This window comes from Klebsiella sp. 141161 (assembly GCF_050600815.1).
In the GTDB taxonomy this organism is placed as follows: domain Bacteria; phylum Pseudomonadota; class Gammaproteobacteria; order Enterobacterales; family Enterobacteriaceae; genus Klebsiella; species Klebsiella aerogenes.
The window spans coordinates 198039-222715 of record NZ_JAQIRN010000002.1 but is presented as its reverse complement, the minus strand read 5'-3'; the positions used below and the strand labels follow the sequence as shown (position 1 = coordinate 222715).

Below are 24677 nucleotides of genomic sequence, written 5' to 3'. Positions count from 1 at the left end.
CATGTATAGAGTCAGTATATTTTTGAGATAATCCTCTACGATGGCGCAATTCTACTCTGCAAAACGGCGTGTGACGACGCGCCAGATCATAACCGTGACGGTAAATGACCTTGATCCCTTTGGCCAGGGCGTAGCCCGTCATCAGGGTAAGGCGCTGTTTGTCCCCGGCCTGTTGCCGCAAGAGCAGGCGGAAGTCGTGCTGGTAGAGGATAAAAAACAGTATGCCCGCGCTCAGGTTAAACGCCGCCTGAACGACAGTCCACAGCGCGTCGCGCCGCGCTGTCCGCATTTCGGCGTCTGCGGCGGATGTCAGCAGCAACATGCGAGCATTGAACTACAGCAGCAAAGCAAGCGCGCCGCGCTCTCCCGCCTGATGAAACGTGACGTTGACGACATTATAGCCGCTGAACCCTGGGGCTACCGTCGTCGGGCGCGTTTGAGCTTGAATTATCAGCCAAAGACCCAACAACTGCAGATGGGTTTTCGCAAGGCCAATTCCAGCGAAATCATCGATGTGGTGCAGTGCCCTGTTTTGGTGCCCCAACTTGAGGCGTTGTTACCCGCGGTGCGCGAGTGTTTAACCAGCCTGCAATCACAACGTCAACTTGGCCACGTTGAACTGGTGCAGGCGGACAATGGACCGCTGATGGTTTTACGCCATACCGCCGCGCTAACGGCGGCGGATAAAGAAAAACTGGAACGTTTTTCGCAAACTCACGGTCTATCCCTGTACCTCGCGCCGCAAAGCGAGATACTTGAACATATTCGCGGCGATGAACCCTGGTACACGTCAGACGGACTACGCTTAGTGTTCAGTCCGCGCGATTTTATCCAGGTCAACGATGGCGTAAACCAGAAGATGGTGCGTACGGCGCTGGCCTGGTTAGATATTCAGCCGCAGGACCGCGTTCTGGATCTGTTTTGCGGTATGGGCAATTTCACCCTGCCGTTGGCCAAAGCGGCGGCGAGCGTGGTGGGCGTCGAAGGCGTGCCCGCGCTGGTGGCGAAGGGACGAGAAAATGCCGCCCTCAATGGGTTGCAGAACGTGACTTTCTTTCATGAAAACCTGGAAGAGGATGTCACCCGGCAGGCCTGGGCGAAGCATGGCTTTGATAAAATTCTGCTCGACCCGGCAAGAGCCGGCGCGCCGGGCGTGATGGCGCATATTATCAAGCTGGCTCCGCGGCGGGTGGTCTATGTTTCATGTAACCCGGCGACGCTGGCGCGCGATAGTGAGGCGTTGCTTCAGGCAGGATATCGTATTCAACGTCTGGCGATGCTGGACATGTTCCCGCACACCGGGCACCTGGAATCGATAGTATTGTTTGAACGCGAGCTTACATAAAATTGTTCAGCCCGCATCGAGGCGACAGTGAAGATGCCTGATGGCGGTGTGGACTGAAGGATGACGGGTTTAAAATATGGCTTGCTGACTTCGGTAGGCTGAGTCCCTTAAGGAGAGGACAATGGTTGCGGTAAGAAGTGCACATCTTAATAAAGCTGGTGAGTTTGACCCGAAGAAATGGATCGCGAGTCTGGGGATTTCCAGCCAGCAGTCGTGTGAGCGCTTAGCCGAGACCTGGGATTATTGTCGCGTAACAACGCAGGGACACCCGCAGGCAGATCTCCTGTTATGGCGTGGCGTGGAGATGGTAGAAATTCTCTCCATGCTCAATATGGATATCGATACCTTGCGGGCCGCTTTACTGTTTCCGCTGGCGGACGGCAATGTTGTCAGCGAAGAGGTCCTGCAAGAGAGCGTCGGCAAATCCGTCGTTACCCTGATTCACGGCGTGCGTGATATGGCGGCGATTCGCCAGCTCAAAGCCACCCACACCGATACCGTCTCCTCAGAACAGGTCGACAATATTCGCCGCATGCTGCTGGCGATGGTCGATGATTTCCGCTGCGTGGTCATCAAGCTTGCGGAACGTATCGCTCACCTGCGCGAGGTAAAAGATGAACCCGAAGATGAGCGCGTACTGGCCGCAAAAGAGTGTACCAATATCTATGCGCCGCTGGCGAACCGCTTAGGAATAGGTCAACTGAAGTGGGAGCTGGAAGACTATTGCTTCCGTTATCTGCATCCAGCCGAATACAAGCGAATTGCTAAGTTGCTGCACGAACGCCGTATCGACCGCGAACATTACATCGATGAGTTTGTCGGCCATCTGCGTTCAGAAATGAAAACCGAAGGCGTAAAAGCTGAGGTGTACGGGCGTCCGAAGCATATCTATAGCATCTGGCGCAAAATGCAGAAGAAGCATCTCGCTTTTGATGAGCTGTTTGACGTGCGCGCGGTTCGTATCGTCGCCGAACGTTTACAGGATTGCTACGCGGCGCTGGGGATCGTGCATACTCACTATCGTCATCTGCCTGACGAATTTGATGATTACGTCGCCAACCCGAAGCCGAACGGCTACCAGTCTATTCATACCGTGGTGCTCGGGCCAGGCGGGAAAACGGTCGAGATCCAAATTCGCACCAAACAGATGCATGAAGACGCCGAGCTCGGCGTGGCGGCGCACTGGAAGTATAAAGAGGGCGCCAGCGCCGGGGCGAGCGGCGGTCGCGGCCATGAAGACCGTATCGCCTGGCTGCGTAAGCTGATCGCCTGGCAGGAAGAGATGGCCGACTCCGGCGAAATGCTCGACGAAGTGCGCAGCCAGGTCTTTGACGACCGGGTCTACGTGTTTACGCCGAAGGGTGACGTGGTTGACCTGCCGGCGGGCTCAACTCCGCTCGACTTTGCCTACCATATCCATAGCGATGTTGGGCACCGCTGCATCGGCGCCAAAATCGGCGGACGCATTGTGCCGTTCACCTATCAGCTGCAGATGGGCGATCAGATTGAGATAATCACCCAGAAGCAACCGAACCCAAGCCGCGACTGGCTGAACCCGAACCTCGGCTATGTAACCACCAGCCGCGGGCGCTCAAAAATTCACGCCTGGTTCCGTAAACAGGATCGCGACAAGAACATTCTCGCCGGGCGGCAGATCCTTGACGATGAGCTCGAGCATCTGGGCATCAGCCTGAAGGATGCCGAGAAACATCTGCTGCCGCGCTACAACTTTAATGAACTGGATGAACTGCTGGCGGCTATCGGCGGCGGGGACATTCGCCTTAATCAGATGGTCAACTTCCTGCAGGCGCAGTTCAACAAACCGAGCGCCGCCGAGCAGGATGCGGCCGCGCTGAAGCAGCTGCAGCAGAAAACCTATACCCCGCAGAACCGCAGCAAAGACAATGGCCGGGTGGTGGTTGAGGGCGTTGGCAATCTGATGCATCACATCGCCCGCTGCTGCCAGCCGATTCCCGGTGACGAAATCGTCGGCTTCATCACCCAGGGGCGCGGGATTTCAGTACACCGCGCCGACTGCGATCAGCTGGCTGAGCTGCAGTCTCACGCGCCGGAACGTATCGTTGATGCGGTATGGGGCGAGAGCTATTCGGCGGGATATTCGCTGGTGGTGCGCGTGGTCGCCAACGACCGCAGCGGCCTGCTGCGCGACATTACCACTATTCTTGCCAACGAGAAGGTGAACGTGCTGGGCGTGGCCAGCCGCAGCGATACCAAACAGCAGCTGGCGACCATCGATATGACCATTGAAATCTACAACCTGCAGGTGTTGGGCCGGGTGCTCGGCAAGCTGAACCAGGTGCCGGATGTCATCGACGCGCGTCGTCTGCACGGCGGTTAATTCGTCCGTAGGCCGGATAAGGCGAAGCCGCCATCCGGCAATTTCGTAACGTCGGATAAGGTATCAATGCCTTATCCGGCCTACCTTTTTTTTAAATTTCCAGGATTGTCACATGACTCAAATTGACCGCTTGCTCGGCATCATGCGCCGCCTGCGCGACCCGGAAAACGGCTGCCCGTGGGATAAAGAACAGACCTTTGCCACGATTGCCCCTTACACCCTTGAAGAGACCTATGAAGTGCTGGACGCCATTGCGCGCGAAGATTTTGACGATCTGCGCGGCGAGCTTGGCGATCTGTTATTCCAGGTGGTGTTCTATGCGCAGATGGCGCAGGAAGAAGGGCGTTTTGATTTCAACGATATCTGCGCCGCCATCAGCGACAAACTGGAACGGCGTCATCCGCATATCTTTGGCGATGCTTCAGCCGGGAACAGTGCGGAAGTGCTGGCGCGCTGGGAGCAGATCAAGAGCGCGGAGCGAGCGGAAAAGGCGCAACACTCGGCGCTGGATGATATTCCGCATAGCCTGCCGGCGCTGATGCGCGCGCATAAAATTCAGCGCCGCTGCTCGGCGGTGGGCTTCGACTGGACCTCGCTTGGCCCGGTGCTCGATAAAGTGCATGAAGAGATAGATGAAGTCATGCATGAAGCGCAGCAGGCGGTGGTTGATGAAGCTAAACTCGAGGAAGAAGTGGGCGACCTGCTGTTCGCCACGGTGAATTTATCCCGCCATTTAGGGGTAAAAGCCGAGGTCGCATTGCAGAAAGCGAACCTCAAATTTGAGCGCCGCTTCCGCGAAGTTGAGCGTATTGTCGCCGCCAGAGGCCTGGAAATGACCGGCGTTGACCTCGAAACCATGGAAGAAGTGTGGCAGGAAGTAAAACGCCAGGAAACTGATCTCTAACGAGTTTTCGTGATCAAGCGCTATTTGTGTGATTTTATAAATAACAAGCGCTTGATTTACGTCAAAAACATTTCGCCAAAAGCGGCTATTTTCTCATTCCGTTATGTTGTTGAAACACCATGTAGCCTGCCTCTTCGAGTTGTTCGAGTCGCAACGCAGGTGCGGCTGGTAGAAAGAAGAGGAGGGGAGAATGAAAGTTTGTGGCGTCACGCATGTTCGGGTATACTACTTTCCCGTCCTGGTTATTCCATCGTTTTACCCTAACTTCTCAGGTTCAGCATGACAACGAACTATATTTTTGTGACCGGCGGGGTCGTATCCTCTCTGGGTAAAGGCATTGCCGCAGCTTCCCTGGCAGCCATTCTTGAAGCCCGTGGGCTCAACGTAACTATCATGAAACTGGATCCGTACATCAACGTCGATCCGGGTACCATGAGCCCAATCCAGCACGGGGAAGTGTTCGTTACTGAAGACGGCGCTGAAACCGATCTGGACCTGGGTCACTACGAGCGTTTCATCCGTACCAAGATGACTCGCCGCAACAACTTCACTACCGGTCGTATCTACTCCGACGTTCTGCGTAAAGAGCGCCGTGGCGACTATCTCGGCGCAACCGTACAGGTTATCCCGCACATCACCAACGCCATCAAAGAGCGCGTACTGGCTGGCGGCGAAGGCCATGACGTGGTGCTGGTTGAAATCGGCGGTACCGTAGGCGATATCGAATCCCTGCCGTTCCTCGAAGCTATTCGCCAGATGGCGGTAGAAATCGGCCGTGAGCATACCCTGTTCATGCACTTGACCCTGGTGCCATACATGGCGGCGGCGGGTGAAGTCAAAACTAAACCGACTCAGCACTCTGTAAAAGAGCTGCTCTCCATCGGTATTCAGCCTGATATCCTGATTTGCCGCTCCGATCGCGCGGTTCCGGCCAACGAACGTGCAAAAATTGCATTGTTCTGTAACGTCCCGGAAAAGGCTGTGATTTCTCTGAAAGACGTCGATTCCATTTATAAAATTCCAGGCCTGTTGAAATCTCAGGGGCTGGACGATTATATTTGTAAACGATTCAGCTTAACTTGTCCGGAAGCAAACCTGGCCGAATGGGAACAGGTAATCTATGAAGAAGCTAATCCGGCAGGCGAAGTCACCATTGGTATGGTCGGTAAGTACATTGAACTGCCGGATGCCTACAAATCGGTGATTGAAGCGCTGAAACACGGTGGTCTGAAAAACCGCGTGACCGTCAACATCAAGCTTATTGATTCGCAGGATGTTGAAACGCGCGGCGTCGAAATCCTCAAAGATTTGGACGCGATCCTCATCCCGGGCGGCTTCGGCTACCGCGGCGTTGAAGGCAAGATCGCCACCGCGCGCTATGCGCGTGAGAACAATATTCCATATCTGGGCATCTGCCTGGGTATGCAGGTTGCGCTGATTGAGTTCGCGCGCAACGTAGCGGGCATGGAAAACGCCAACTCTACGGAATTTGTGCCAGACTGTAAGTACCCGGTGGTGGCGCTGATTACCGAATGGCGTGACGAAGAAGGCAATGTTGAAGTTCGTTCCGAGAAGAGCGACCTCGGCGGCACCATGCGCCTTGGCGCGCAGCAGTGCCAGCTGGGTGATGATTCTCTGGTCCGTCAGCTGTACGGCGAGCCGACAATCACCGAGCGCCATCGTCACCGCTACGAAGTCAACAACATGTTGTTGAAACCGATTGAAGCTGCCGGCCTGCGCGTTGCGGGCCGTTCCGGGGATGATCAGTTGGTCGAGATCATCGAAGTGCCGAACCATCCGTGGTTTGTGGCCTGCCAGTTCCACCCGGAGTTTACTTCGACGCCGCGTGACGGCCACCCGCTGTTTGCAGGCTTTGTGAAAGCCGCGAGCGAGTACCAGAAGCGTCAGGCGAAGTAAAAGAGTTAGAACGGCAATGCACCCAATTGGGTGCATTGTTTGTCTGGAGTTTTAGTTTAACTTGTACTGAGGAAAACCTAATGTCCAAAATCGTTAAAGTCATCGGTCGTGAAATCATCGACTCCCGTGGTAACCCGACTGTTGAAGCCGAAGTACACCTGGAAGGTGGTTTCGTCGGTATGGCAGCTGCTCCGTCAGGTGCTTCTACTGGTTCCCGCGAAGCGCTGGAACTGCGCGATGGCGACAAATCCCGTTTCCTGGGTAAAGGCGTAACCAAAGCTGTTGCTGCGGTAAACGGCCCGATCGCTCAGGCAGTCCTGGGTAAAGATGCTAAAGATCAAGCTGGCATCGATAAGATCATGATCGACCTGGACGGTACTGAAAACAAATCCAACTTCGGTGCGAACGCAATCCTGGCGGTATCCCTGGCGAACGCTAAAGCAGCTGCTGCTTCTAAAGGCCAGCCGCTGTTCGAACACATTGCTGAACTGAACGGCACTCCGGGCAAATATTCTATGCCGGTTCCGATGATGAACATCATCAACGGCGGTGAGCACGCTGACAACAACGTCGACATCCAGGAATTCATGATTCAGCCGGTTGGCGCGCCGACTCTGAAAGAAGCCGTACGTATGGGTTCTGAAGTGTTCCATCACCTGGCGAAAGTTCTGAAGTCCAAAGGCATGAACACTGCAGTTGGTGACGAAGGCGGCTACGCGCCGAACCTGGGTTCCAACGCTGAAGCGCTGGCTGTTATCGCTGAAGCGGTTAAAGCAGCAGGCTACGAACTGGGCAAAGACATCACTCTGGCGATGGACTGCGCAGCTTCTGAATTCTACAAAGACGGTAAATACGTTCTGGCTGGCGAAGGCAACAAAGCTTTCACCTCTGAAGAATTCACCCACTTCCTGGAAGAACTGACCAAACAGTACCCGATCGTGTCCATCGAAGATGGTCTGGACGAGTCTGACTGGGACGGTTTCGCATACCAGACCAAAGTACTGGGCGACAAAATCCAGCTGGTTGGTGACGATCTGTTCGTAACCAACACCAAGATCCTGAAAGAAGGCATCGAAAAAGGCATCGCTAACTCCATCCTGATCAAATTCAACCAGATCGGTTCTCTGACCGAAACTCTGGCTGCAATCAAGATGGCGAAAGACGCTGGCTACACCGCTGTCATCTCTCACCGTTCTGGCGAAACTGAAGACGCTACCATCGCTGACCTGGCTGTTGGTACCGCTGCAGGCCAGATCAAAACTGGTTCTATGAGCCGTTCTGACCGCGTTGCTAAATACAACCAGCTGATTCGTATCGAAGAAGCTCTGGGTGAAAAAGCGCCGTACAACGGTCGTAAAGAGATCAAAGGCCAGGCGTAATCCTGACTTTTTGTGAAATAAAAATGCCAGTCTGCGGACTGGCATTTTTTTTACCTGCGCATCGTGTTTACTTAAAATCGACGGCCATTTGCTGCGGGATAGAAAGCCCGCGGGTGGTTTGTACGCAGCGGTCGATATAATCGGTGAAACGCGGCGGTTTGGGCATGCCCATGCTAAGCAGTTTATCATTGCTGAAGCGGACGTTAAGCGTCGCAAAGGCGCCATACAGGCGCATCGCTTTAAGCATTAAGCGCTCGTTGCACGGGCCAAAAATATCCTTCAACTCGCGGCGCATTTTTACCAGCGTCTCATAGCTGACCTGCGCGTATCGGTCGCCTACCGGGGCTTGCTCCAGCGCCGAGGCCATCGCGCGATCGATTTCCGCAAACTTGACGCTATTCTCTTCACCGGCGGAGATATGCACCACTTCACCGCGCGCCAGCGGGCGTTGTAATAACATCAGCAGCGCGTCGGCACAGTAGTCGACCGGGATGACGTCAACGCGGTCTTCCATTGAACAAAGGAATTTTTGCAGCATCAGCCCCATGCTGAACACCCAAAAAATGCTGCTGGAGGGCTGGCAGCCGTGATGAGTATGACCAACGACGATAGAAGGGCGGGCGATGATTAACGGCAACGTCGGACACTGCTCCTGCATCAGGCGCTCAATGGTCGATTTGGAGTGCGTATACTCCACCAGATGCTCGGCGTGCTCGCGGAATTCAGCGCTTTCTGCGACCAGTGAATCTGGCTCCGGGGTACAGGACATCGCGGTCCCGACGTGGAGAAAACGCTGTAGTCCTGCCACGCGGGACATTCGTTGAGCAAATTTGAACGTTCCTTCGACATTTACTTTCCAGATGAGCGGGTTATTGCCAAATGAGGCAACGGCAGCGCTGTTGATAACGTGAGTAACCCGCTCCAGACGGGGGTCGTCCAGAAATGCCTCCGGGGATGACAAATCGCCGAGCAGGATCTGCCGGGTGGTTAATGCGGCCAGCTTCTCCTCTGCAATATTGAATTTACGCAGGTTTTCCTTCACCCGGGTCAGAGCCGCTTCATCGTTATTGGCTCGCACCAGGAGCAGTAGATTAATCCCATTTTCATTATTAAGGATATTCTCTAATACCGCTCCGCCCAGAAATCCGGTAACGCCTGTAATTAATAATGTATTCATGAATGCAGTCTCTCATGGTTGGTCGACTGGATTCTAGGCGCGGAAAATTAAACGGAGATTAAATAAAAACAGGCGGCAATAATCGGTTTCTTAAGCTTATTTTAAGCTATGGAAATCAAGTGAATTGAATTTGACCCTGAGCGTAGATAAAAGATTCATTGTTTCATGTATCGGTTTGTACATCTTTGATTAATGGTTTCTTTTTATTCGTTTGAGCAGCAATAAATAACGACCGTTACGGTCATGAAAAACATTCTTTGTTACATCTTTATCCGCGAGAAGATACGTCGCAAGAAAGTTATCAATGCGCGGCTTAATGACTGGACGCGATGCATGCTAAAATAATACTCAATGTATCGTAAATACATTTTGTGCTTATTTCATAGTTTGCTAACTAATATAAAAAGAGGGCTTGCACCCGGTTGACAATGGGCTCTGGTAAGCGCAGCTGAGGACAAGACCTGAGCGCCTGAATCTGCGATAATACCTTTTTACCACCTGAACAGAGATGACTATGCAGTACCCGATTAACGAGATGTTCCAGACCTTGCAAGGCGAGGGTTACTTTACCGGCGTGCCTGCCATTTTTATTCGTTTGCAGGGATGCCCGGTTGGTTGCGCCTGGTGCGATACCAAACATACCTGGGATAAGCTGGCCGATCGGGAAGTGTCTCTATTTAGTATCCTCGCTAAAACCAAAGAGAGCGATAAATGGGGCCCGGCGACCAGCGACGATCTGCTGGCGATCATTGGCCGTCAGGGATGGACCGCCCGACATGTCGTGATTACCGGCGGCGAGCCCTGTATTCACGATCTCACGCCGTTGACAGAGTTGCTTGAGCAACATGGTTTCAGCTGCCAGATTGAAACCAGCGGCACGCATGAAGTGCGCTGCAGCCACAATACCTGGGTCACGGTTTCGCCAAAAGTGAACATGCGCGGCGGCTACGATGTGCTGTCACAGGCGCTGCAGCGTGCTGATGAAATCAAGCATCCGGTTGGCCGCGTGCGTGATATCGAAGCGCTTGATGAGCTGCTGGAAACGCTGGCTGATGAAAAGCCGCGAATTATTGCATTACAGCCGATTAGCCAAAAAGAAGACGCCACGCGGCTGTGCATTGAGACCTGTATCGCCCGAAACTGGCGGTTATCCATGCAGACGCATAAATATCTGAACATCGCCTGATCCCCGCTTTCTTTGCCGGGTAGGGTGCTCACCGCCCGGCAGCTCTCTTCTTCATATATGAATTCATCTTAACCCTCGACTTCAACATGGTGTTGAGATACGCGCAAATGACAGCAATGCTATCATTGGCGCGTTAATTCAGCCGCCTGAGGCGGGCGGCTGATACGTTGACTTAAGGAACGAGTTAACCATGCAGCTAATTGATCCACCCACGGCCTTCTCTATGGACTTCTTCTCGCTCAAGGGGAAAACCGCTATCGTTACCGGCGGCAATAGCGGCCTGGGGCAGGCCTTTGCCGTCGCCCTGGCGACCGCCGGCGCGAATCTGTTTATTCCTGCTCTGCGCGAAGAACACGCTCAAACCCGAGAACTTATCGAACAGCAGGGCGTTGAGATGGAATTCATGCTGGCGGATATCACCGATGGCGGTATGCCACAACGTATTATCGCCGCCTGCTGCGAGCGTTTCGGTACCGTTGATGTTTTGGTGAATAATGCCGGTATTTGCCAGTTGAATAAGGTGCTGCGCTTTGGTCGCACAGACTGGGATCCGATGATCGAGACTAACCTGACGGCAGCGTTTGAGCTTAGCCACGAAGCCGCGAAAATTATGGTTCCGCGGCGAAGCGGTAAGATTATTAATATCTGCTCGGTGTTTTCTTATCTCGGCGGCAGCTGGTCGCCGGCCTATGCCGCCACCAAGCATGCGCTGGCTGGCTTAACCAAAGCCTACTGCGATGAGCTGGGCCCGCATAATATTCAGGTAAACGGCATCGCGCCGGGCTATTATGAAACCGCCATGACCGCTATCACCCGTAGTATCCCAAAGGAAAACAGACGCGTGTTGGCGCATATACCCGCAGGCCGTTGGGGAGAAGCGCAGGATTTAATGGGCGCCGTTGTGTTCCTCGCCAGCCGTGCCTCGGATTACGTCAACGGCCATATTCTGGCAGTGGATGGCGGCTATCTGGTGCGCTGATTCACACGGTGTTGGATGAAATAGAAAACCGCCATGGCAGCAGCCCGATGGCGGATAAGGCAGGGAATTACTCGCCGCGATAGACGCAGCCTGCGGTGCAGGTCTCTTTTACCATTACCGCGCTCAGCAGAGGAACCAGCGGTTTCATTTGATCCCAAATCCATTTGGCCAGCACTTCGCTGGTGGGGTTCTCCAGTCCTGGGATATCGTTCAGGTAATAGTGGTCTAAACGATCGTAGGTCGGTTTAAACGCGGCTTTCAGCTCGGCGAAATCCATGATCCACCCGGTATGGGGATCGACTTCACCGGTAATCTCCAGACGCACCATAAAAGAGTGACCATGCAGGCGACCGCATTTGTGGCCTTTCGGTACGTGCGGCAGGTGGTGGGCGGCTTCGAAGGTGAAATCTTTAAACAGCGTGGTGGACATCATTAACTCTCAACAGGACGAAAAAAACCGCCGTAGGGTACCGGAAAGTACATTTTTTAGCATTAACTAAAACGGCCCTGAACGCGAAATCGCCGTTTTTGTGGTGTTTGGATGATTTAATTTATTGTTTTTCAATTATTTAACTAATCGCTTTTGTTGTTAATAACTATAACTAAAACAGGTTAGTCCATTTGGTTATTTGATATTTCCATCCCTTCTTTAATTGTTAGTATGCCCGCCGTTAACCTTACAATCTCTTCTGTTTTTGTCGCGCTGACAGGGCGTGAATAACAGCTTTGCTTACTGGAACATAACGACGCATGACGACACAGGCCCCACCTTCCAATCTGCTGCCGCTAAACCCGGAGCAACTGGCGCGCCTACAGGCGGCCACGACTGACTTTACGCCAACCCAACTGGCTTGGGTGTCCGGCTACTTCTGGGGCATGCTGAATCAGCAGCCCGGCGCCGCGGTAAGCGCGCCCGTTCAGGCGGTAGAAGCGCCGGCCATCACCCTGATTTCCGCTTCGCAGACCGGCAACGCGCGTCGGGTTGCCGAAGCGCTGCGCGACGATTTGCAGGCCGCGCAGCTGAACGTGAAACTGGTGAACGCTGGCGACTATAAATTCAAACAAATCGCCGGTGAAAAACTGCTGGTCGTGGTGACGTCGACTCAGGGTGAAGGTGAGCCGCCGGAAGAAGCCGTCGCATTGCATAAGTTCCTGTTTTCAAAGAAAGCGCCGAAGCTCGATGGCACCGCCTTCGCGGTGTTTGGTCTCGGCGATACCTCCTATGAGTTTTTCTGCCAGTCCGGCAAAGATTTCGATAGCAAACTGGCCGAACTGGGCGGCGAACGTCTGCTCGATCGCGTTGACGCCGACGTTGAATATCAAGCCGCTGCGGCGGAATGGCGCGCTCGCGTAGTGGATGTGCTGAAAGCGCGTGCGCCGACGGCAGCGCCTGCCCAGCTTGCGACCAGCGGTGCCGTGAATGAAATTCATACCAGTCCGTATACCAAAGAAGCGCCGCTGACGGCGACGCTTGCTGTGAATCAGAAAATAACCGGTCGCGACTCGGAAAAAGATGTCCGTCATATCGAGATCGATCTGGGTGATTCCGGTCTGCGTTATCAGCCGGGAGATGCGCTAGGCGTGTGGTATCAGAACGATCCGGCGCTGGTCAAAGAGCTGGTGGAGCTGCTGTGGCTTAAGGGTGATGAACCGGTCACGGTAGAAGGCAAAACGCTGCCGCTGGCGCAAGCGCTGGAGTGGCATTTCGAGCTGACGGTCAACACCGCCAATATTGTTGAGAACTATGCCACCCTGACCCGCAGCGAAACGCTGCTGCCGCTGGTCGGCGATAAAGCGCAGTTGCAGCACTACGCCGCGACGACGCCTATCGTCGATATGGTGCGCTTCTCGCCGGCACAGCTGGATGCCGAAGCCTTAATCGGCCTGCTGCGCCCGCTAACGCCGCGCCTCTACTCGATTGCTTCTTCGCAGGCGGAAGCGGAAAACGAAGTCCACGTCACCGTTGGCGTTGTGCGTTATGACATTGAAGGCCGTGCTCGCGCCGGCGGTGCGTCCAGCTTCCTCGCTGACCGCGTGGAAGAAGATGGCGAAGTGCGCATCTTTATCGAACACAATGACAACTTCCGTCTGCCTGCTAACCCGCAAACGCCGGTTATCATGATTGGCCCTGGAACCGGTATCGCGCCGTTCCGCGCCTTTATGCAGCAGCGCGCAGCGGAAGGGGCGGAAGGGAAGAACTGGTTGTTCTTCGGCAATCCGCACTTCACGGAAGATTTCCTTTATCAGGTGGAATGGCAGAGCTACGTCAAAGAGGGCGTGCTGAGCCGAATCGACCTGGCCTGGTCCCGCGATCAACAACAAAAAGTCTATGTACAGGACAAACTGCGCGAGCAGGGGGCTGAAGTGTGGCGTTGGATTAACGACGGCGCCCATATTTATGTCTGCGGCGATGCCAATCGAATGGCGAAAGACGTCGAGCAGGCGTTACTGGAAGTGATTGCCGAATACGGCGCGATGGACGCCGAAGCGGCGGACGAATTTTTAAGTGAGCTGCGCGTTGAGCGCCGTTATCAGCGAGATGTCTACTAATGAGCGAAAAACATCCTGGCCCGCTGGTGGTCGAAGGTAAACTCTCCGACGCCGAGCGTATGAAGATCGAGAGCAACTACCTGCGCGGCACCATTGCGGAAGATTTAAATGACGGCCTGACCGGCGGTTTTAAAGGCGACAACTTCCTGCTCATCCGCTTTCACGGCATGTACCAGCAGGACGACCGCGATATTCGCGCGGAACGCGCGGCGCAGAAACTGGAGCCGCGCCACGCGATGCTGCTGCGCTGCCGTCTGCCGGGCGGCGTTATCACCACCAAACAGTGGCAGGCGATTGATAAATTCGCCGCGGATAACACCATCTACGGCAGTATTCGCCTGACTAACCGTCAGACCTTCCAGTTCCACGGTATTCTGAAGAAGAATGTGAAGCCGGTGCATCAGATGCTGCACTCCGTTGGGCTGGACGCGCTGGCGACCGCCAACGACATGAACCGCAACGTGCTGTGCACCTCGAACCCGTTTGAGTCGCAGCTGCACGCCGAAGCCTACGAGTGGGCGAAGAAGATCTCTGAGCATCTGTTACCGCGTACCCGCGCCTATGCTGAGATCTGGTTGGATCAGGAAAAGGTCGCCACTACCGACGAGGAACCGATCCTCGGCCAGACCTATCTGCCGCGTAAATTCAAAACGACGGTGGTGATCCCGCCGCAGAACGATATCGATCTGCACGCCAATGACATGAACTTCGTGGCGATTGCGGAAAACGGTAAGCTGGTCGGCTTTAACCTGCTGGTGGGCGGCGGTTTGTCTATCGAGCACGGTAATAAGAAAACCTATGCGCGTACCGCCAGCGAGTTTGGCTATCTGCCGCTGGAGCACACACTGGCGGTGGCGGAAGCGGTCGTGACCACCCAGCGCGACTGGGGTAATCGTACCGATCGTAAAAACGCGAAAACCAAATATACCCTTGAGCGCGTCGGCGTGGAGACCTTTAAGGCGGAAGTTGAGCGTCGTGCGGGGATCAAATTCGAACCGATTCGTCCGTACGAGTTTACCGGCCGCGGCGACCGCATCGGCTGGGTTAAGGGTATCGATAATAACTGGCACCTGACGCTGTTTATTGAGAACGGCCGTATTCTGGATTATCCGGGCCGCCCGCTAAAAACTGGCCTGCTGGAGATCGCGAAGATTCACAAAGGTGAATTCCGCATTACCGCCAACCAGAACCTGATCATCGCCAGCGTACCGGAAGATCAGAAAGCGCGGATTGAGAAACTGGCGCGCGATCATGGCCTGATGAATGCCGTCACGGCGCAGCGTGAGAACTCAATGGCCTGCGTGTCGTTCCCGACCTGTCCGTTAGCGATGGCCGAAGCTGAACGTTTCCTGCCGTCATTTATCGACAAGGTCGAAGAGGTGATGAGTCAGCACGGCGTCGGTGATGAGCATATTGTAACCCGCGTCACGGGTTGCCCGAACGGCTGCGGCCGCGCGATGCTGGCGGAAGTTGGCCTGGTGGGTAAAGCGCCTGGCCGCTATAACCTGCATATCGGCGGCAACCGCAGCGGGACGCGCATCCCACGGATGTATCGCGAAAATATCACCGAGCCGGAGATCCTGGCCTCGCTCGATGAGCTGGTTGGGCGCTGGGCGAAAGAGCGCGAAGCGGGTGAAGGCTTCGGCGACTTTACGGTGCGTGCGGGCATCATTCGTCCGGTGCTCGACCCGGCGCGTGATTTCTGGGAATAACCTGAATTGCCGGATAGCGGCATGAATGCCTTATCTGGCCTACCGTTCGCGTAGGCCTGATAAGCGAAGCGCCATCAGGCAAGGCACACAGTGAGGAATCTATGTCCAAACTCGATCTAAACGCGCTGAATGAGCTAGCGAAAGTAGAACGCGTCATGGCGCTGGCGGAAGTTAACACTCAGCTGGAAAAACTCAGCGCCGAAGAACGCGTGGCATGGGCGCTGGAAAACCTGCCCGGCGACTATGCGCTCTCTTCAAGCTTTGGTATTCAGGCGGCAGTCAGCCTGCATCTGGTGAACCAGCTGCGCCCGGACATTCCGGTGATCCTGACCGATACCGGCTATCTGTTCCCGGAAACCTATCAGTTTATTGATGAATTGACCGAGAAGCTCAACCTGAACCTTAAAGTCTACCGGGCGACGGAAAGCGCCGCCTGGCAGGAAGCGCGTTACGGCAAACTGTGGGAGCAGGGCGTTGAAGGCATTGAGAAGTACAATGAAATCAACAAAGTTGAGCCGATGAACCGGGCGCTGAAGGAGCTCAACACCCGCACCTGGTTTGCTGGCCTGCGCCGCGAGCAGTCCGGCAGCCGGGCGCATTTGCCGGTGCTGGCTATCCAGCGCGGCGTCTTTAAGCTGCTGCCGATTATCGACTGGGATAACCGGACGGTTTATCAGTATCTGCAAAAGCACGGCCTGAAATACCACCCGCTATGGGAGCAGGGGTATTTGTCCGTTGGTGACACTCACACTACCCGTAAATGGGAGCCCGGTATGGCGGAAGAAGAGACCCGCTTCTTTGGCCTCAAACGCGAGTGCGGATTGCACGAAGGCTAAGTGTTATGTGGCAGCCTTTGGCGGCGAAAGCCGCCAAAGGCTTAATTTATATCGCGCCACGTGGCCTGAACGTAGCTCTCCGGAGGCGCTGACATCACCGTACCACTCGTTGTTATCCAGCGTTTTCAGCGAAATATCATCATTCATCGGAATAGAAAATTTCACCGTGGCTTTGTCCATCGTCCCTGCCTCGCCGGAGATATCGGTCCACGCCGAGGTTATCCATAGCGCATCGGTCATATCGCGCCAGCTGCCGTCGCAGCCCGCGTCATAGGTCTTGATGCTGCCATCCTGTTTGCTGAAGGAAAGCGTAGCCGGGAAGGGCACTTTAATGCTGCCGTCGTCGGCGCTGAAGATGCAGTAGGCGCGGCCGTTAATTTGCTGCGTCGGGCCGGTGGCTTTAATCAGTACCTCATCGGCGGCGGTTTTACCGGTAGTAGTGACAATGTAGTTAAAATCTAATGAGGGTTCGTCCTCGCCAACGTAACCAGCAAGCGAAGGGGCGTCGCTATAGTCTTTAGCGGTAATGCTAATACTGAAATCGCGCGGCTTAATTAACAGTGAATTAGACGTGGTAAATTCATACATCCTACTGATTGTAGGAGTGCCGTTCGGCCTTTCGATGCGTAAATTCAACAAATCTTTGCTATCGGTGTCAGTAATGCCTGACTCCACCATTTTTTTAAATAATCTTTCGGAAAAAAAGAAATAAATCGCGCTGGACGACGTCAGTTCCCCTAGTGTGTAGCTCTGTACGCTCGAATTGCTCACCGGTTTCCACGTACTGCCGTCAAGACTAAACTGCATATCATACGATCCCTGCGAAGGAACCATCGCCGCCAGCGCACTATTAAGGATCATCGGATAAACCAGAACGCTTTGCGCCCCGCCACCGCCGTCCAGACTATAAGAGACCATCTTGCAGGCCAATCCTGAATGGGCGCCTACGGTTTGCAATTTGCAGTTGGTATTTCCTTCGGCGGGCGTGGGTACGCCATCGCTATTGATAAAGACTTCATCAACAGAATTGGTGTTAATAAGCGTAAGGTGAGCGCTTTTAGTAATAGTTACAGTGCCAGAGCTATAGAAAGGGGCTACCCGGGAACAGCGCCAGGTGCTCGTCGGGTCGTAGGTTGTGCTTGTCGCACAGGTATACATCACCATTGAAAAGCTGCTGCCGGTTGGCATTTGCTGCATATACTGGTAAAAAGCCTCTGATAAGGTCCCTCTGAGGTTTGTATCCACTTTGGCGCCGTAAATACCGTTCTTCTCCACAACAGCTCCGGGTAGGGTCGAGGTGCTTTCATCACAACCGCTTCTGGCTGACGGCCCATATGAATCACAACTTTGTCCTGCCATCAGATAGGAAATTGGCGGGTTATCCAGCCATAAATCTCCCTCGGTTTGTGTAGCAAAATATTGGTTGTCTGAAATATATCCGAGGGAAGTTTGATATCCTGCCGAGCGCAAACGCATGCTGCCCCAGCGGTTGGAGCCGGAAATAACAACTTCGCTACCGGTGTAAGTAATAAAAAAGCTACTGTCGATATTATTTTCAACGAATAACGCCGTTTGCTGCGTATCAGCCATAGCCGATGGCGCGACGTGAAATAACGCGCCGGCCAGCCCCAAAATGCCCCAGTGGTTTATTTTCATGGTAATTCTCTGTTTACCAATTTTTAGCGTGATTCCAGGTCTGAATCAGCCCGGAGGTTAATTAATATCGCGCCACGTGGCCTGCACGTGAATTTCTCCTGAGGCGCTGACGTCGCCGTACCACTCGTTGTTATCCAGCGTTTTCTGCGAAATATCATCATTCATGGGAATCGAAAATTTCACCGTGGCTTTATCCATGACGCCGGGTTCGCCGGAGATATCGGTCCATGCCGAAGTGAGCCACAGCGCGTCGGTCATATCGCGCCAGCTGCCGTCGCAGCCCGCGTCATAGGTCTTGATGCTGCCATCCTGTTTGGTGAAGGAGAGCGTGGCCGGGAAGGGAACCTTGATGGTGCTGTCGTCGGCGCTGAAGATACAGTAGGCGCGGCCGTTAATTTGCTGCGTCGGGCCGGTGGCTTTAATCAGCACCTCGTCGGCGGCGGTCTTACCGCTGGTGGTGACGATATAGTTAAAGTCGAGCGAGGGTTCATCACGGCCAACGTAGCCTTCGCGCGTTGGGGCGTCGCTGTAGTCTTCAGAGGAGATATTGATGCTGAATTCGCGGGGTTTTATCTCCAGTGAATTGGAGGTGTAAAATTCATATGCCTGGTCGGCATCTGGTGAGAAAGTGGATGCGCGATCGTTGTAGAGGCGAAAATACATTATATCCTGGCTATTAGTATCGCTGAGACCGGATGCCACCATCTGTTTAAAGAAGTTGTCCGAAAAGAACACATAAATGGCGCTGGAGGAGGCCATCTCATCAAGAAGGTAGTAGTTGGCGGCGGAGCTCACGTTGCGGGTCAATGATGTCTGTTTCCATGCACTGCCGTCCAGACTGAACTGCATATCCTCTGATTTAACAGCCGAGACCAACGCGGAGTTGTTCAGCACCGGGTAAACGCGTATTGCGGAGCCACCCGTTCCGTTGAAGCTGTAGTTCACCATCCTGCAGGCGAGGCCGGAGAGGCTACCAATATTTTGCACTCTGCAGTTAGTATTCCCTTCACCGGGGGTCGGGACGCCATCGCTGTTGATGTAGACTTCATCAAGGGCGCCGGTGTTAAGTAACCTCAGGTGCACGCCTTTGGTATAAGTGAGACGTGTGGCGTACCAGGTCGCATCACTCTGGTCTTTACAGCGGGCGCCGGTACTTGCATCGTATGTACTGCTACCCGTTTGGGCGGTCAGGCATTCATTGAGGGTCATTGAGAAGCTGCTGCCGGCGCCCATCTGAAGCAGATATTGAAAAAAAGCATCTGAGATACTGCCGCTCAAATACTCCATCCCGGTAAAGGGAAGCAGGAGACCGTACACCCCCTGGGCATCGGTTACGGATGTATCCGTTGTCACAATAACAGGATTCCTGCCTGTGGCACTGGTGCACATATTATCCATATACGAGCAAGGGATCCCGGTTAACGCATAAGATACCGGCGCGTTTTCAAGCCATAAATCGGCCATACTATTTATCCCAGCATGATAAATCCTTATATTTTGTGTTGAAATATACCCAGGAGTACTCTGATACATGTAATCTCGTACATTATCCCACCACGAAAGATCAACCCAGCGGTTGGCCCCGGACATCATGGGCAGTGCTGATGAACCTATATTCGTAACAAAGTAGGTATTATCGATCTGGTCTTCGATAAACGCGAAGCTCCCGGACATGTCGCCTTTGGTGACTTTCGTCGCCGCCCCCGCCTGCGCCGCGTACAGCGCCGTGACCAGCGCCATTAACCCTGCTAATCCTTTAATTTTCATACTGGCCTCCTGCCATGTCGATCACCGCGCCGGTATTTCACTTCAGCGGGCAGTCGTCGGTTATTTTGATAAATTTTTCGTTATAGACGATATAGTGGTTGCCCGGCTGGCGCAGCCCCGGCTGGCGGACGACATCGCCAGGGCGCAGATACCAGGCGTCCCCTTCTTCTTCCGTGGTGTTGCATCCCGGCTTAATCAGCAGCTTGAACCAGGTATTGCCGGTATTGCTGAGGGTGCCACTCGCCCGGTCGAGGGTCCATTTGAAGTTCGCTTCGCGCGGGCGCACCACCAAGATAGTGTCCATTACCACAACCGGCTCCATGCTGACGCCGGCACCCGATGCCTTACGCGCCACGTGGTTAAAGGAGGGAACTTCGCGGAACATGACCCGGTAATAACGTTCGCGGTTATCCTTCGGGCCGTGGTAGTAAAATTTGAAATATTCGCCTTCTCCGGCCTGCAGGGTTATTTGCCGCGGGGCGAACAGCAGCTCGCCGTCCGCCGGGCGGGAGCGCACCTCTTTGCCGCCGGGGCGGTCGATGGCGCTCACCGACACCTGGTACAGGCGCGCGCTTTTGTTGTTGTTCAGCACCCGCTTGGCGGCAAACGCCGCCTCCGGGGAGAGGGAGAAGGTCAGATTACCGACCGACATCGCCTGCGCGGCCAGCGGCAGACCCAGCGCCAGCATGCAAATTGCCGCCTGCAGGCGGCTAATTACTGTCGCGCCACGTCGTTTGTACATGAATTTCTCCTGAGACGCTTACGTCGCCGTACCACACGCTGTTATCCAGCGTGTTCTGCGAAATTAACCCTAACAACCCGTTAGCTTTCATGACCATCTTCCTTCCCCTGCACGCCCGCATAGCTCTGCAGGCCGCTGCACACCACGTCGCCAACCCATACCGCGCCGCGCGCCTGGTTCAGATCCAGCGCCACTTCGCAGCTCTGTCCTTTGCCGTAGTTGAAGTCGATGACCGGGAATTTTTTATCAACATCCATCACAAACTCGCCGTTATCGTCGGTGCGGGTACGCCCGATATGGTTGCTGATGTGGGCATTCGCCAGCAGGCTGCCGTCCTCGGCGCGGATGCGCCCGGACACCGTGACCATCTGCTTCACTTCCGGCTCCAGCACCGCCACGTTGCCCGGATAGAGCGTGAGGCGGCTTTTACGTCCGCTGACGATGTCGTAGCTGTCCAGCGAGTTTTTGCTGTTCTGCAGTTCCACTTCATAACGGTTGTACGGCGACAGCGGCAGATAGTTGCGATTGCCGGAGAGCTGCACGATGCGGCCATTAACCTTGGCGCTCAGCTGACCGTCATCCTCCAGACCGGTATGGAAAATCACCCCGGCGTTGCCGTCGGTGCGGCCGCTGGCGGCGATATGTTTTCCCTGCCAGCCGACGCTGCCGCTGGCGCTCAGGTTGGTATTCACATAGCCATCGGCGCCGCTGTTGACGTTCAGCGTGCCGTTGGCATAGCGGGTTTCGAACTGCGCATAGGCGCCGCCGCTGAGGGTTTTGTCATCGCCGGTATTGCCGGAAACCGCCCGCGACATATTGGCGCCGATGGTACGAATTGGGCCTTCTTTAAAGCGCTTACGCGCGGAGAGGTTAGCCGTTGAATAGCCGTTCTGGTGCGACATACCGGCGCTGAGCCAGTTTCCGAGCGGCAGCGACAGGTCAAGGGCGATATATTTCCCGGTATCGCTGCCGCTATTGCTGCTGCTTCCCGAGTTGTTAAAGCGCTGGATCCCGGCGCGCAGACCCAGAGAGCCGAATGAGCCGCTATAGATAGTCTGATAGTAATCCGCGGTATAGTAGTGGCTGTTGTTTTCTCGGTCGTCGTTGTAGCTGATGCTGAAAGTACCCAGTTTTGACCACAGCGAACCAAGGTTTAACGAGCCGCCAATGGCCCGGTTATCGGCATCGCTACGGCGCAGCGTGTCGCCAATCGAGGTTTTCTCCTGGTTAACCCATACGGAGCTGAAACCGCCCGGCAGCGTAGCGCTTACGCTGCTGATGGTGCTCCATGAGCCGTCGCTGGCCGCCATATTTTGCAAATTGACGTTAATGGCGTTGGTTAGCGGCAGGGTAAAGCGCGCTTCGGCCACCGCGCTGGTGTCGTAGCCATAACCGGTCGCGGACCAGCTGAGGGTGCTGATAGCGCCGGAGGAAGACACGCCAGCCAGCCAGGTATCTTTCGCCTCTTGTGTTTTTCTGCCGCTTTGCGACCAGCGGTCCATATGGAAGCTGCCGCCCCATACCTGCCAGGCCAGCGGCGCGCCCGCGCCGCGCCCGCGGGAGAACAATTTGTTGACTCGCTGCGTGCGTTTGCTGACCGAGCGGCCGTTAATGATGACTTCAACTTCAATATCGTAGATCCCGTAGGGCAGCCCGCGGGTATCGACTTCGTGGTTACCCATCGCGAAGTTCTGCACGCTGAGCAGTCGTCCATCGCGCTTCAGGTGTACTTCACCGGCGGCGGATAAAAAGGCGACTATCGGGGTGACCGACTGGCTGTTATCAAATACCGTAGAGCTGGCCTGGTTCCCCCAGGAGGCGCCATATATTTTACCCGCGGAAATGGCGGTCATTGGGCCGAGCGACTGTAAATTCCAGGTGTCGAGCATACCGCCGGCAAAACGGTGGCCAGCGAAATCTCGCTCGTACATTGCTTTATACAACTGCTGATTCTGATTGCTGGTCCCGGCGCCGTATATCGAACCGTCCAGTACCAGATGGTGTTCGCGCAATGCGATAACGTTGTTCAATGACAGATAGCTGGAGGTGCTGTCGCCGCCGCTGCTCATCTGGTTGTTGTAGACCCCGAGGTTGTAGGTGAGGCTACTGCTCAGGCCTTCCACGCTGGACTGGCCGATATCTTCGCTACGCGAGCGCAGCACGGTGCCAAGCGCCCCTTTTTTAACCACCAACTGCAGCAGTAGCCGGCGCAGGTCGAACTGAAGCTTAGCGTCGGCCGACAGCGGGATGCTCAGCGATTTGTTAAAGGGTTCATCCGCCATTTGCGTCAGCGTTTGCCTGATCTGATCGCTGACGGTGGCGTTTTGCTCTTTATCTTCCAGACGGATTTGTCGTAGGCGCACCTTACCGTTATCCAGCCAGATAAAAGCGCTACCGATGCGCTGGTCGTCCTGCGTTCCACTATTACCTTCGAGGTGAATAAACAGCGGCAGGCTCATGCCGTCTTGCAGCGCTACGCGAAACGTTTGGGGAATAATAACGCCGCCAATCTGCGATATTTTTTCAGCGTCAGCCATAACGAAACAGGGAGACGAAAACACGACAATTCCGGACGTGATTAATACACGACGTCCATGACGATTCCATAATGAGGACATATCCCTATCCCATGGTTATTAATCTATTTTACCGGTACAAACTGCTCGCCCTGCCACAGCGCGACTCGCCCTTTTTTATCTGCGACATTTACGCGGGTGAAGCGGCGGTCTTTGCCCGGCATCAGGAAATAGCTCTCTTTGCATTCCTTACCGTCGGCGGCTTTCAGGCAGGGGCCGTAGGCCAGGATGCGCAATGTGGCGTTACCGGTATTGGTCATTAAGCCGTTGTTATACTGATAGCGGAAGTTCACCTTGCGCGGCGCGACGACCAGAATGGTGCCGATGCGGGCGGAAGCCGTGGCTACCGCATTGCGCCGGGCGCCGGTTTTTTGCGCGTCGCCCAGTGCCTGATCGAACCAGACGATGCGGTAATAGCGCTCCTGGTCATCGGCAGGGCCTTTATAGAAAAAGCGGATTTGTTCGCTGCTCTTTGCCGGCATCAGCAGGCTGGCGGGAGTTTGTAGCACTTCATCTCGCGATGACATTGGGATCACGCGGCCATCTTCCAGCGGGGAGGAGAGGCGTTCAAGCTGAATAGTAATCAGGCGACCGCTATCGGTCGTATTCTTAACTTCTTTACTTAACGTACTGCTGCCGCTGTTCATAAAAGAGGAAATATCCCCCACGTCCAGCGCACTGGCGGGAGCGATCCCGCTTAAAAACAGACAGACTGCCAGAAGACGATATTTCATATGATTTCATCCATGAAAAAGCAGGGGAGCGACCCCTGCTTGATGCAATATAAAAAAATCAGCTGGTCCAGGTTGCGTCGAACTGCACGCTAACGTCGCCGCTCCAGATACCTTCCGGCAGGGTGCTGTAATCAGTTACAGCAGTCTTACCGTCGGAGGTGCCGCCGTTGATGGAGAAGGTGAAGCTATCCTGTGCGCTGGTACGGCCCGCGGTGTTATAACCGTTGGACAGGGCGCTCAGGTTACCGCCCAGAATGTTGTTCGCGGTATCGATCATCACGGTATCGGAAGCCTTATCAATGGCGGTGCCGTTATAATCGATGCCCACGCTCAGGGTGGAACCGGAAGTATCCAGCTGAGTCAGGGTGTTGGTCAGCACACGGGAGGTCAGTTTGAAGCCAGTTGCAGTGGTGTCGCCTTCAACGGTAACGTCATACAGACCTTTCTGAGTGTTAAAGCCTTTGATGCCGTCAGCATACTGGAAAGTCAGGCTTCCCAGCGGAGTAACAACCAGTTTGCTGGTGGTATCTTTTTTGGCGGTTGCAGACCAGGTGGCAACGGATTGCGCGGTGACGCTTGTTGCTGCCTGAGCCACACCCATACCTGCAAATGCAGCGACCAGAGCTATAGCAAGAACCTTTTTATTCATAACAATTCATCCTGATTTAAAATTAAGGGCCGGAGCCCTAGATTACGCATTAGTCATTAATACGCGGTAATACAAATGGTTTAGTTAATTACTCAAAGAACCATCCTGACTATGTTTTATATGGTTCTTTATCCCAGAGATTTTTAAATTTCTATAATCAAATCAACGAGCTTTTATTAATTGATCTTTTAAGTAATGGGGCTGCCTGC

The 24677-nt window shown here is 54.5% G+C and carries 17 protein-coding genes and 1 pseudogene; 10 read left to right on the top strand and 8 right to left on the bottom strand.

From position 1 onward, the window contains the following. The first annotated feature begins 40 nt into the window (after window positions 1-40). The 5 genes from rlmD to eno all read left to right on the top strand — a co-directional run bounded on the left by rlmD (window position 41) and on the right by eno (window position 7904). Window positions 41-1345: a 23S rRNA (uracil(1939)-C(5))-methyltransferase RlmD gene (gene rlmD / locus PGR79_RS05670; RefSeq protein ID WP_087858595.1), complete on the top strand. Its 1305-nt coding sequence runs from the start codon at window positions 41-43 to the stop codon at window positions 1343-1345. Between the two features lie 121 nt (window positions 1346-1466). Continuing rightward, window positions 1467-3704, top strand: a complete 2238-nt coding sequence (gene relA, locus PGR79_RS05665; RefSeq protein ID WP_047078980.1) for a GTP diphosphokinase — start codon at window positions 1467-1469, stop codon at window positions 3702-3704. Window positions 3705-3816: 112 nt separating this feature from the next. Then, window positions 3817-4608 (top strand): nucleoside triphosphate pyrophosphohydrolase, encoded by a 792-nt coding sequence (mazG, locus tag PGR79_RS05660; RefSeq protein ID WP_015703306.1) that lies wholly within the window; start codon window positions 3817-3819, stop codon window positions 4606-4608. Window positions 4609-4887: 279 nt separating this feature from the next. Next, window positions 4888-6525, top strand: coding sequence for a glutamine hydrolyzing CTP synthase (pyrG, locus tag PGR79_RS05655; protein ID WP_015703305.1), 1638 nt, complete (start codon window positions 4888-4890; stop codon window positions 6523-6525). 80 nt (window positions 6526-6605) lie between these two features. Further along, entirely contained in the window at window positions 6606-7904 is a 1299-nt protein-coding gene (gene eno, locus PGR79_RS05650) for a phosphopyruvate hydratase (protein ID WP_015369968.1), read from the top strand. A gap of 67 nt (window positions 7905-7971) precedes the next feature. On the opposite strand, the gene PGR79_RS05645 is transcribed toward eno, so the two are convergent. After that, the gene (locus PGR79_RS05645) at window positions 7972-9081 is read right to left on the bottom strand and encodes an SDR family oxidoreductase (RefSeq protein WP_113372946.1); all 1110 of its coding nucleotides are present in this window, start codon (window positions 9079-9081) and stop codon (window positions 7972-7974) included. 514 nt (window positions 9082-9595) lie between these two features. Between PGR79_RS05645 and queE the strand changes: the two genes are divergently transcribed. Continuing rightward, window positions 9596-10267: a 7-carboxy-7-deazaguanine synthase QueE gene (gene queE / locus PGR79_RS05640; protein WP_113373144.1), complete on the top strand. Its 672-nt coding sequence runs from the start codon at window positions 9596-9598 to the stop codon at window positions 10265-10267. Between the two features lie 190 nt (window positions 10268-10457). Then, window positions 10458-11246 carry an SDR family oxidoreductase gene (locus PGR79_RS05635; RefSeq protein WP_087858593.1) on the top strand — a complete coding sequence of 263 codons (789 nt, stop codon included), beginning with the start codon at window positions 10458-10460 and terminating at the stop codon, window positions 11244-11246. A gap of 67 nt (window positions 11247-11313) precedes the next feature. On the opposite strand, the gene queD is transcribed toward PGR79_RS05635, so the two are convergent. After that, window positions 11314-11679, bottom strand: coding sequence for a 6-carboxytetrahydropterin synthase QueD (queD, locus tag PGR79_RS05630; RefSeq protein WP_015369973.1), 366 nt, complete (start codon window positions 11677-11679; stop codon window positions 11314-11316). 317 nt (window positions 11680-11996) lie between these two features. On the opposite strand from queD, the gene cysJ reads away from it, so the two are divergent. The 3 genes from cysJ to cysH all read left to right on the top strand — a co-directional run bounded on the left by cysJ (window position 11997) and on the right by cysH (window position 16344). After that, window positions 11997-13796: an NADPH-dependent assimilatory sulfite reductase flavoprotein subunit gene (gene cysJ / locus PGR79_RS05625; RefSeq protein ID WP_113372945.1), complete on the top strand. Its 1800-nt coding sequence runs from the start codon at window positions 11997-11999 to the stop codon at window positions 13794-13796. Then, on the top strand, window positions 13796-15508 hold the full coding sequence (gene cysI, locus PGR79_RS05620; protein ID WP_087858591.1) for an assimilatory sulfite reductase (NADPH) hemoprotein subunit: 1713 nt from the start codon (window positions 13796-13798) through the stop codon (window positions 15506-15508). The genes cysJ and cysI overlap by 1 nt, the downstream gene beginning before the upstream one ends. A 101-nt stretch (window positions 15509-15609) precedes the next feature. Further along, window positions 15610-16344, top strand: coding sequence for a phosphoadenosine phosphosulfate reductase (gene cysH, locus PGR79_RS05615; protein ID WP_087858589.1), 735 nt, complete (start codon window positions 15610-15612; stop codon window positions 16342-16344). A gap of 41 nt (window positions 16345-16385) precedes the next feature. Here cysH and PGR79_RS05610 read toward each other — a convergent pair. From PGR79_RS05610 to ecpA, 6 genes and pseudogenes are all read right to left on the bottom strand, one after another. Then, window positions 16386-18000: pseudogene (locus tag PGR79_RS05610) on the bottom strand (fimbrial adhesin EcpD). Window positions 18001-18057: 57 nt separating this feature from the next. Further along, window positions 18058-19767 carry a hypothetical protein gene (locus tag PGR79_RS05605; protein ID WP_113372943.1) on the bottom strand — a complete coding sequence of 570 codons (1710 nt, stop codon included), beginning with the start codon at window positions 19765-19767 and terminating at the stop codon, window positions 18058-18060. Between the two features lie 37 nt (window positions 19768-19804). Next, window positions 19805-20509, bottom strand: a complete 705-nt coding sequence (locus PGR79_RS05600; protein WP_113372942.1) for a fimbria/pilus periplasmic chaperone — start codon at window positions 20507-20509, stop codon at window positions 19805-19807. Between the two features lie 80 nt (window positions 20510-20589). Beyond that, entirely contained in the window at window positions 20590-23127 is a 2538-nt protein-coding gene (locus PGR79_RS05595) for a fimbrial biogenesis outer membrane usher protein (RefSeq protein ID WP_113372941.1), read from the bottom strand. Window positions 23128-23150: 23 nt separating this feature from the next. After that, window positions 23151-23819 carry a hypothetical protein gene (locus PGR79_RS05590; RefSeq protein ID WP_087858585.1) on the bottom strand — a complete coding sequence of 223 codons (669 nt, stop codon included), beginning with the start codon at window positions 23817-23819 and terminating at the stop codon, window positions 23151-23153. A gap of 58 nt (window positions 23820-23877) precedes the next feature. Further along, entirely contained in the window at window positions 23878-24468 is a 591-nt protein-coding gene (gene ecpA, locus PGR79_RS05585) for a common pilus major fimbrillin subunit EcpA (RefSeq protein ID WP_113372940.1), read from the bottom strand. Between the last annotated feature and the right edge of the window lie 209 nt (window positions 24469-24677).

Excerpts from the sequence above, each read along its gene's own strand:
- PGR79_RS05590 (WP_087858585.1), bottom strand. The coding sequence starts at position 23,819 with ATGAAATATCGTCTTCTGGCAGTCTGTCTGTTTTTAAGCGGGATCGCT.
- queD (WP_015369973.1), bottom strand. The coding sequence starts at position 11,679 with ATGATGTCCACCACGCTGTTTAAAGATTTCACCTTCGAAGCCGCCCAC.
- queE (WP_113373144.1), top strand. The coding sequence starts at position 9,596 with ATGCAGTACCCGATTAACGAGATGTTCCAGACCTTGCAAGGCGAGGGT.
- rlmD (WP_087858595.1), top strand. The coding sequence starts at position 41 with ATGGCGCAATTCTACTCTGCAAAACGGCGTGTGACGACGCGCCAGATC.
- PGR79_RS05635 (WP_087858593.1), top strand. The coding sequence starts at position 10,458 with ATGCAGCTAATTGATCCACCCACGGCCTTCTCTATGGACTTCTTCTCG.
- eno (WP_015369968.1), top strand. The coding sequence starts at position 6,606 with ATGTCCAAAATCGTTAAAGTCATCGGTCGTGAAATCATCGACTCCCGT.
- PGR79_RS05595 (WP_113372941.1), bottom strand. The coding sequence starts at position 23,127 with ATGTCCTCATTATGGAATCGTCATGGACGTCGTGTATTAATCACGTCC.
- cysH (WP_087858589.1), top strand. The coding sequence starts at position 15,610 with ATGTCCAAACTCGATCTAAACGCGCTGAATGAGCTAGCGAAAGTAGAA.
- mazG (WP_015703306.1), top strand. The coding sequence starts at position 3,817 with ATGACTCAAATTGACCGCTTGCTCGGCATCATGCGCCGCCTGCGCGAC.
- PGR79_RS05605 (WP_113372943.1), bottom strand. The coding sequence starts at position 19,767 with ATGAAAATTAAAGGATTAGCAGGGTTAATGGCGCTGGTCACGGCGCTG.
- cysJ (WP_113372945.1), top strand. The coding sequence starts at position 11,997 with ATGACGACACAGGCCCCACCTTCCAATCTGCTGCCGCTAAACCCGGAG.
- PGR79_RS05600 (WP_113372942.1), bottom strand. The coding sequence starts at position 20,509 with ATGTACAAACGACGTGGCGCGACAGTAATTAGCCGCCTGCAGGCGGCA.
- PGR79_RS05645 (WP_113372946.1), bottom strand. The coding sequence starts at position 9,081 with ATGAATACATTATTAATTACAGGCGTTACCGGATTTCTGGGCGGAGCG.
- ecpA (WP_113372940.1), bottom strand. The coding sequence starts at position 24,468 with ATGAATAAAAAGGTTCTTGCTATAGCTCTGGTCGCTGCATTTGCAGGT.
- relA (WP_047078980.1), top strand. The coding sequence starts at position 1,467 with ATGGTTGCGGTAAGAAGTGCACATCTTAATAAAGCTGGTGAGTTTGAC.
- cysI (WP_087858591.1), top strand. The coding sequence starts at position 13,796 with ATGAGCGAAAAACATCCTGGCCCGCTGGTGGTCGAAGGTAAACTCTCC.
- pyrG (WP_015703305.1), top strand. The coding sequence starts at position 4,888 with ATGACAACGAACTATATTTTTGTGACCGGCGGGGTCGTATCCTCTCTG.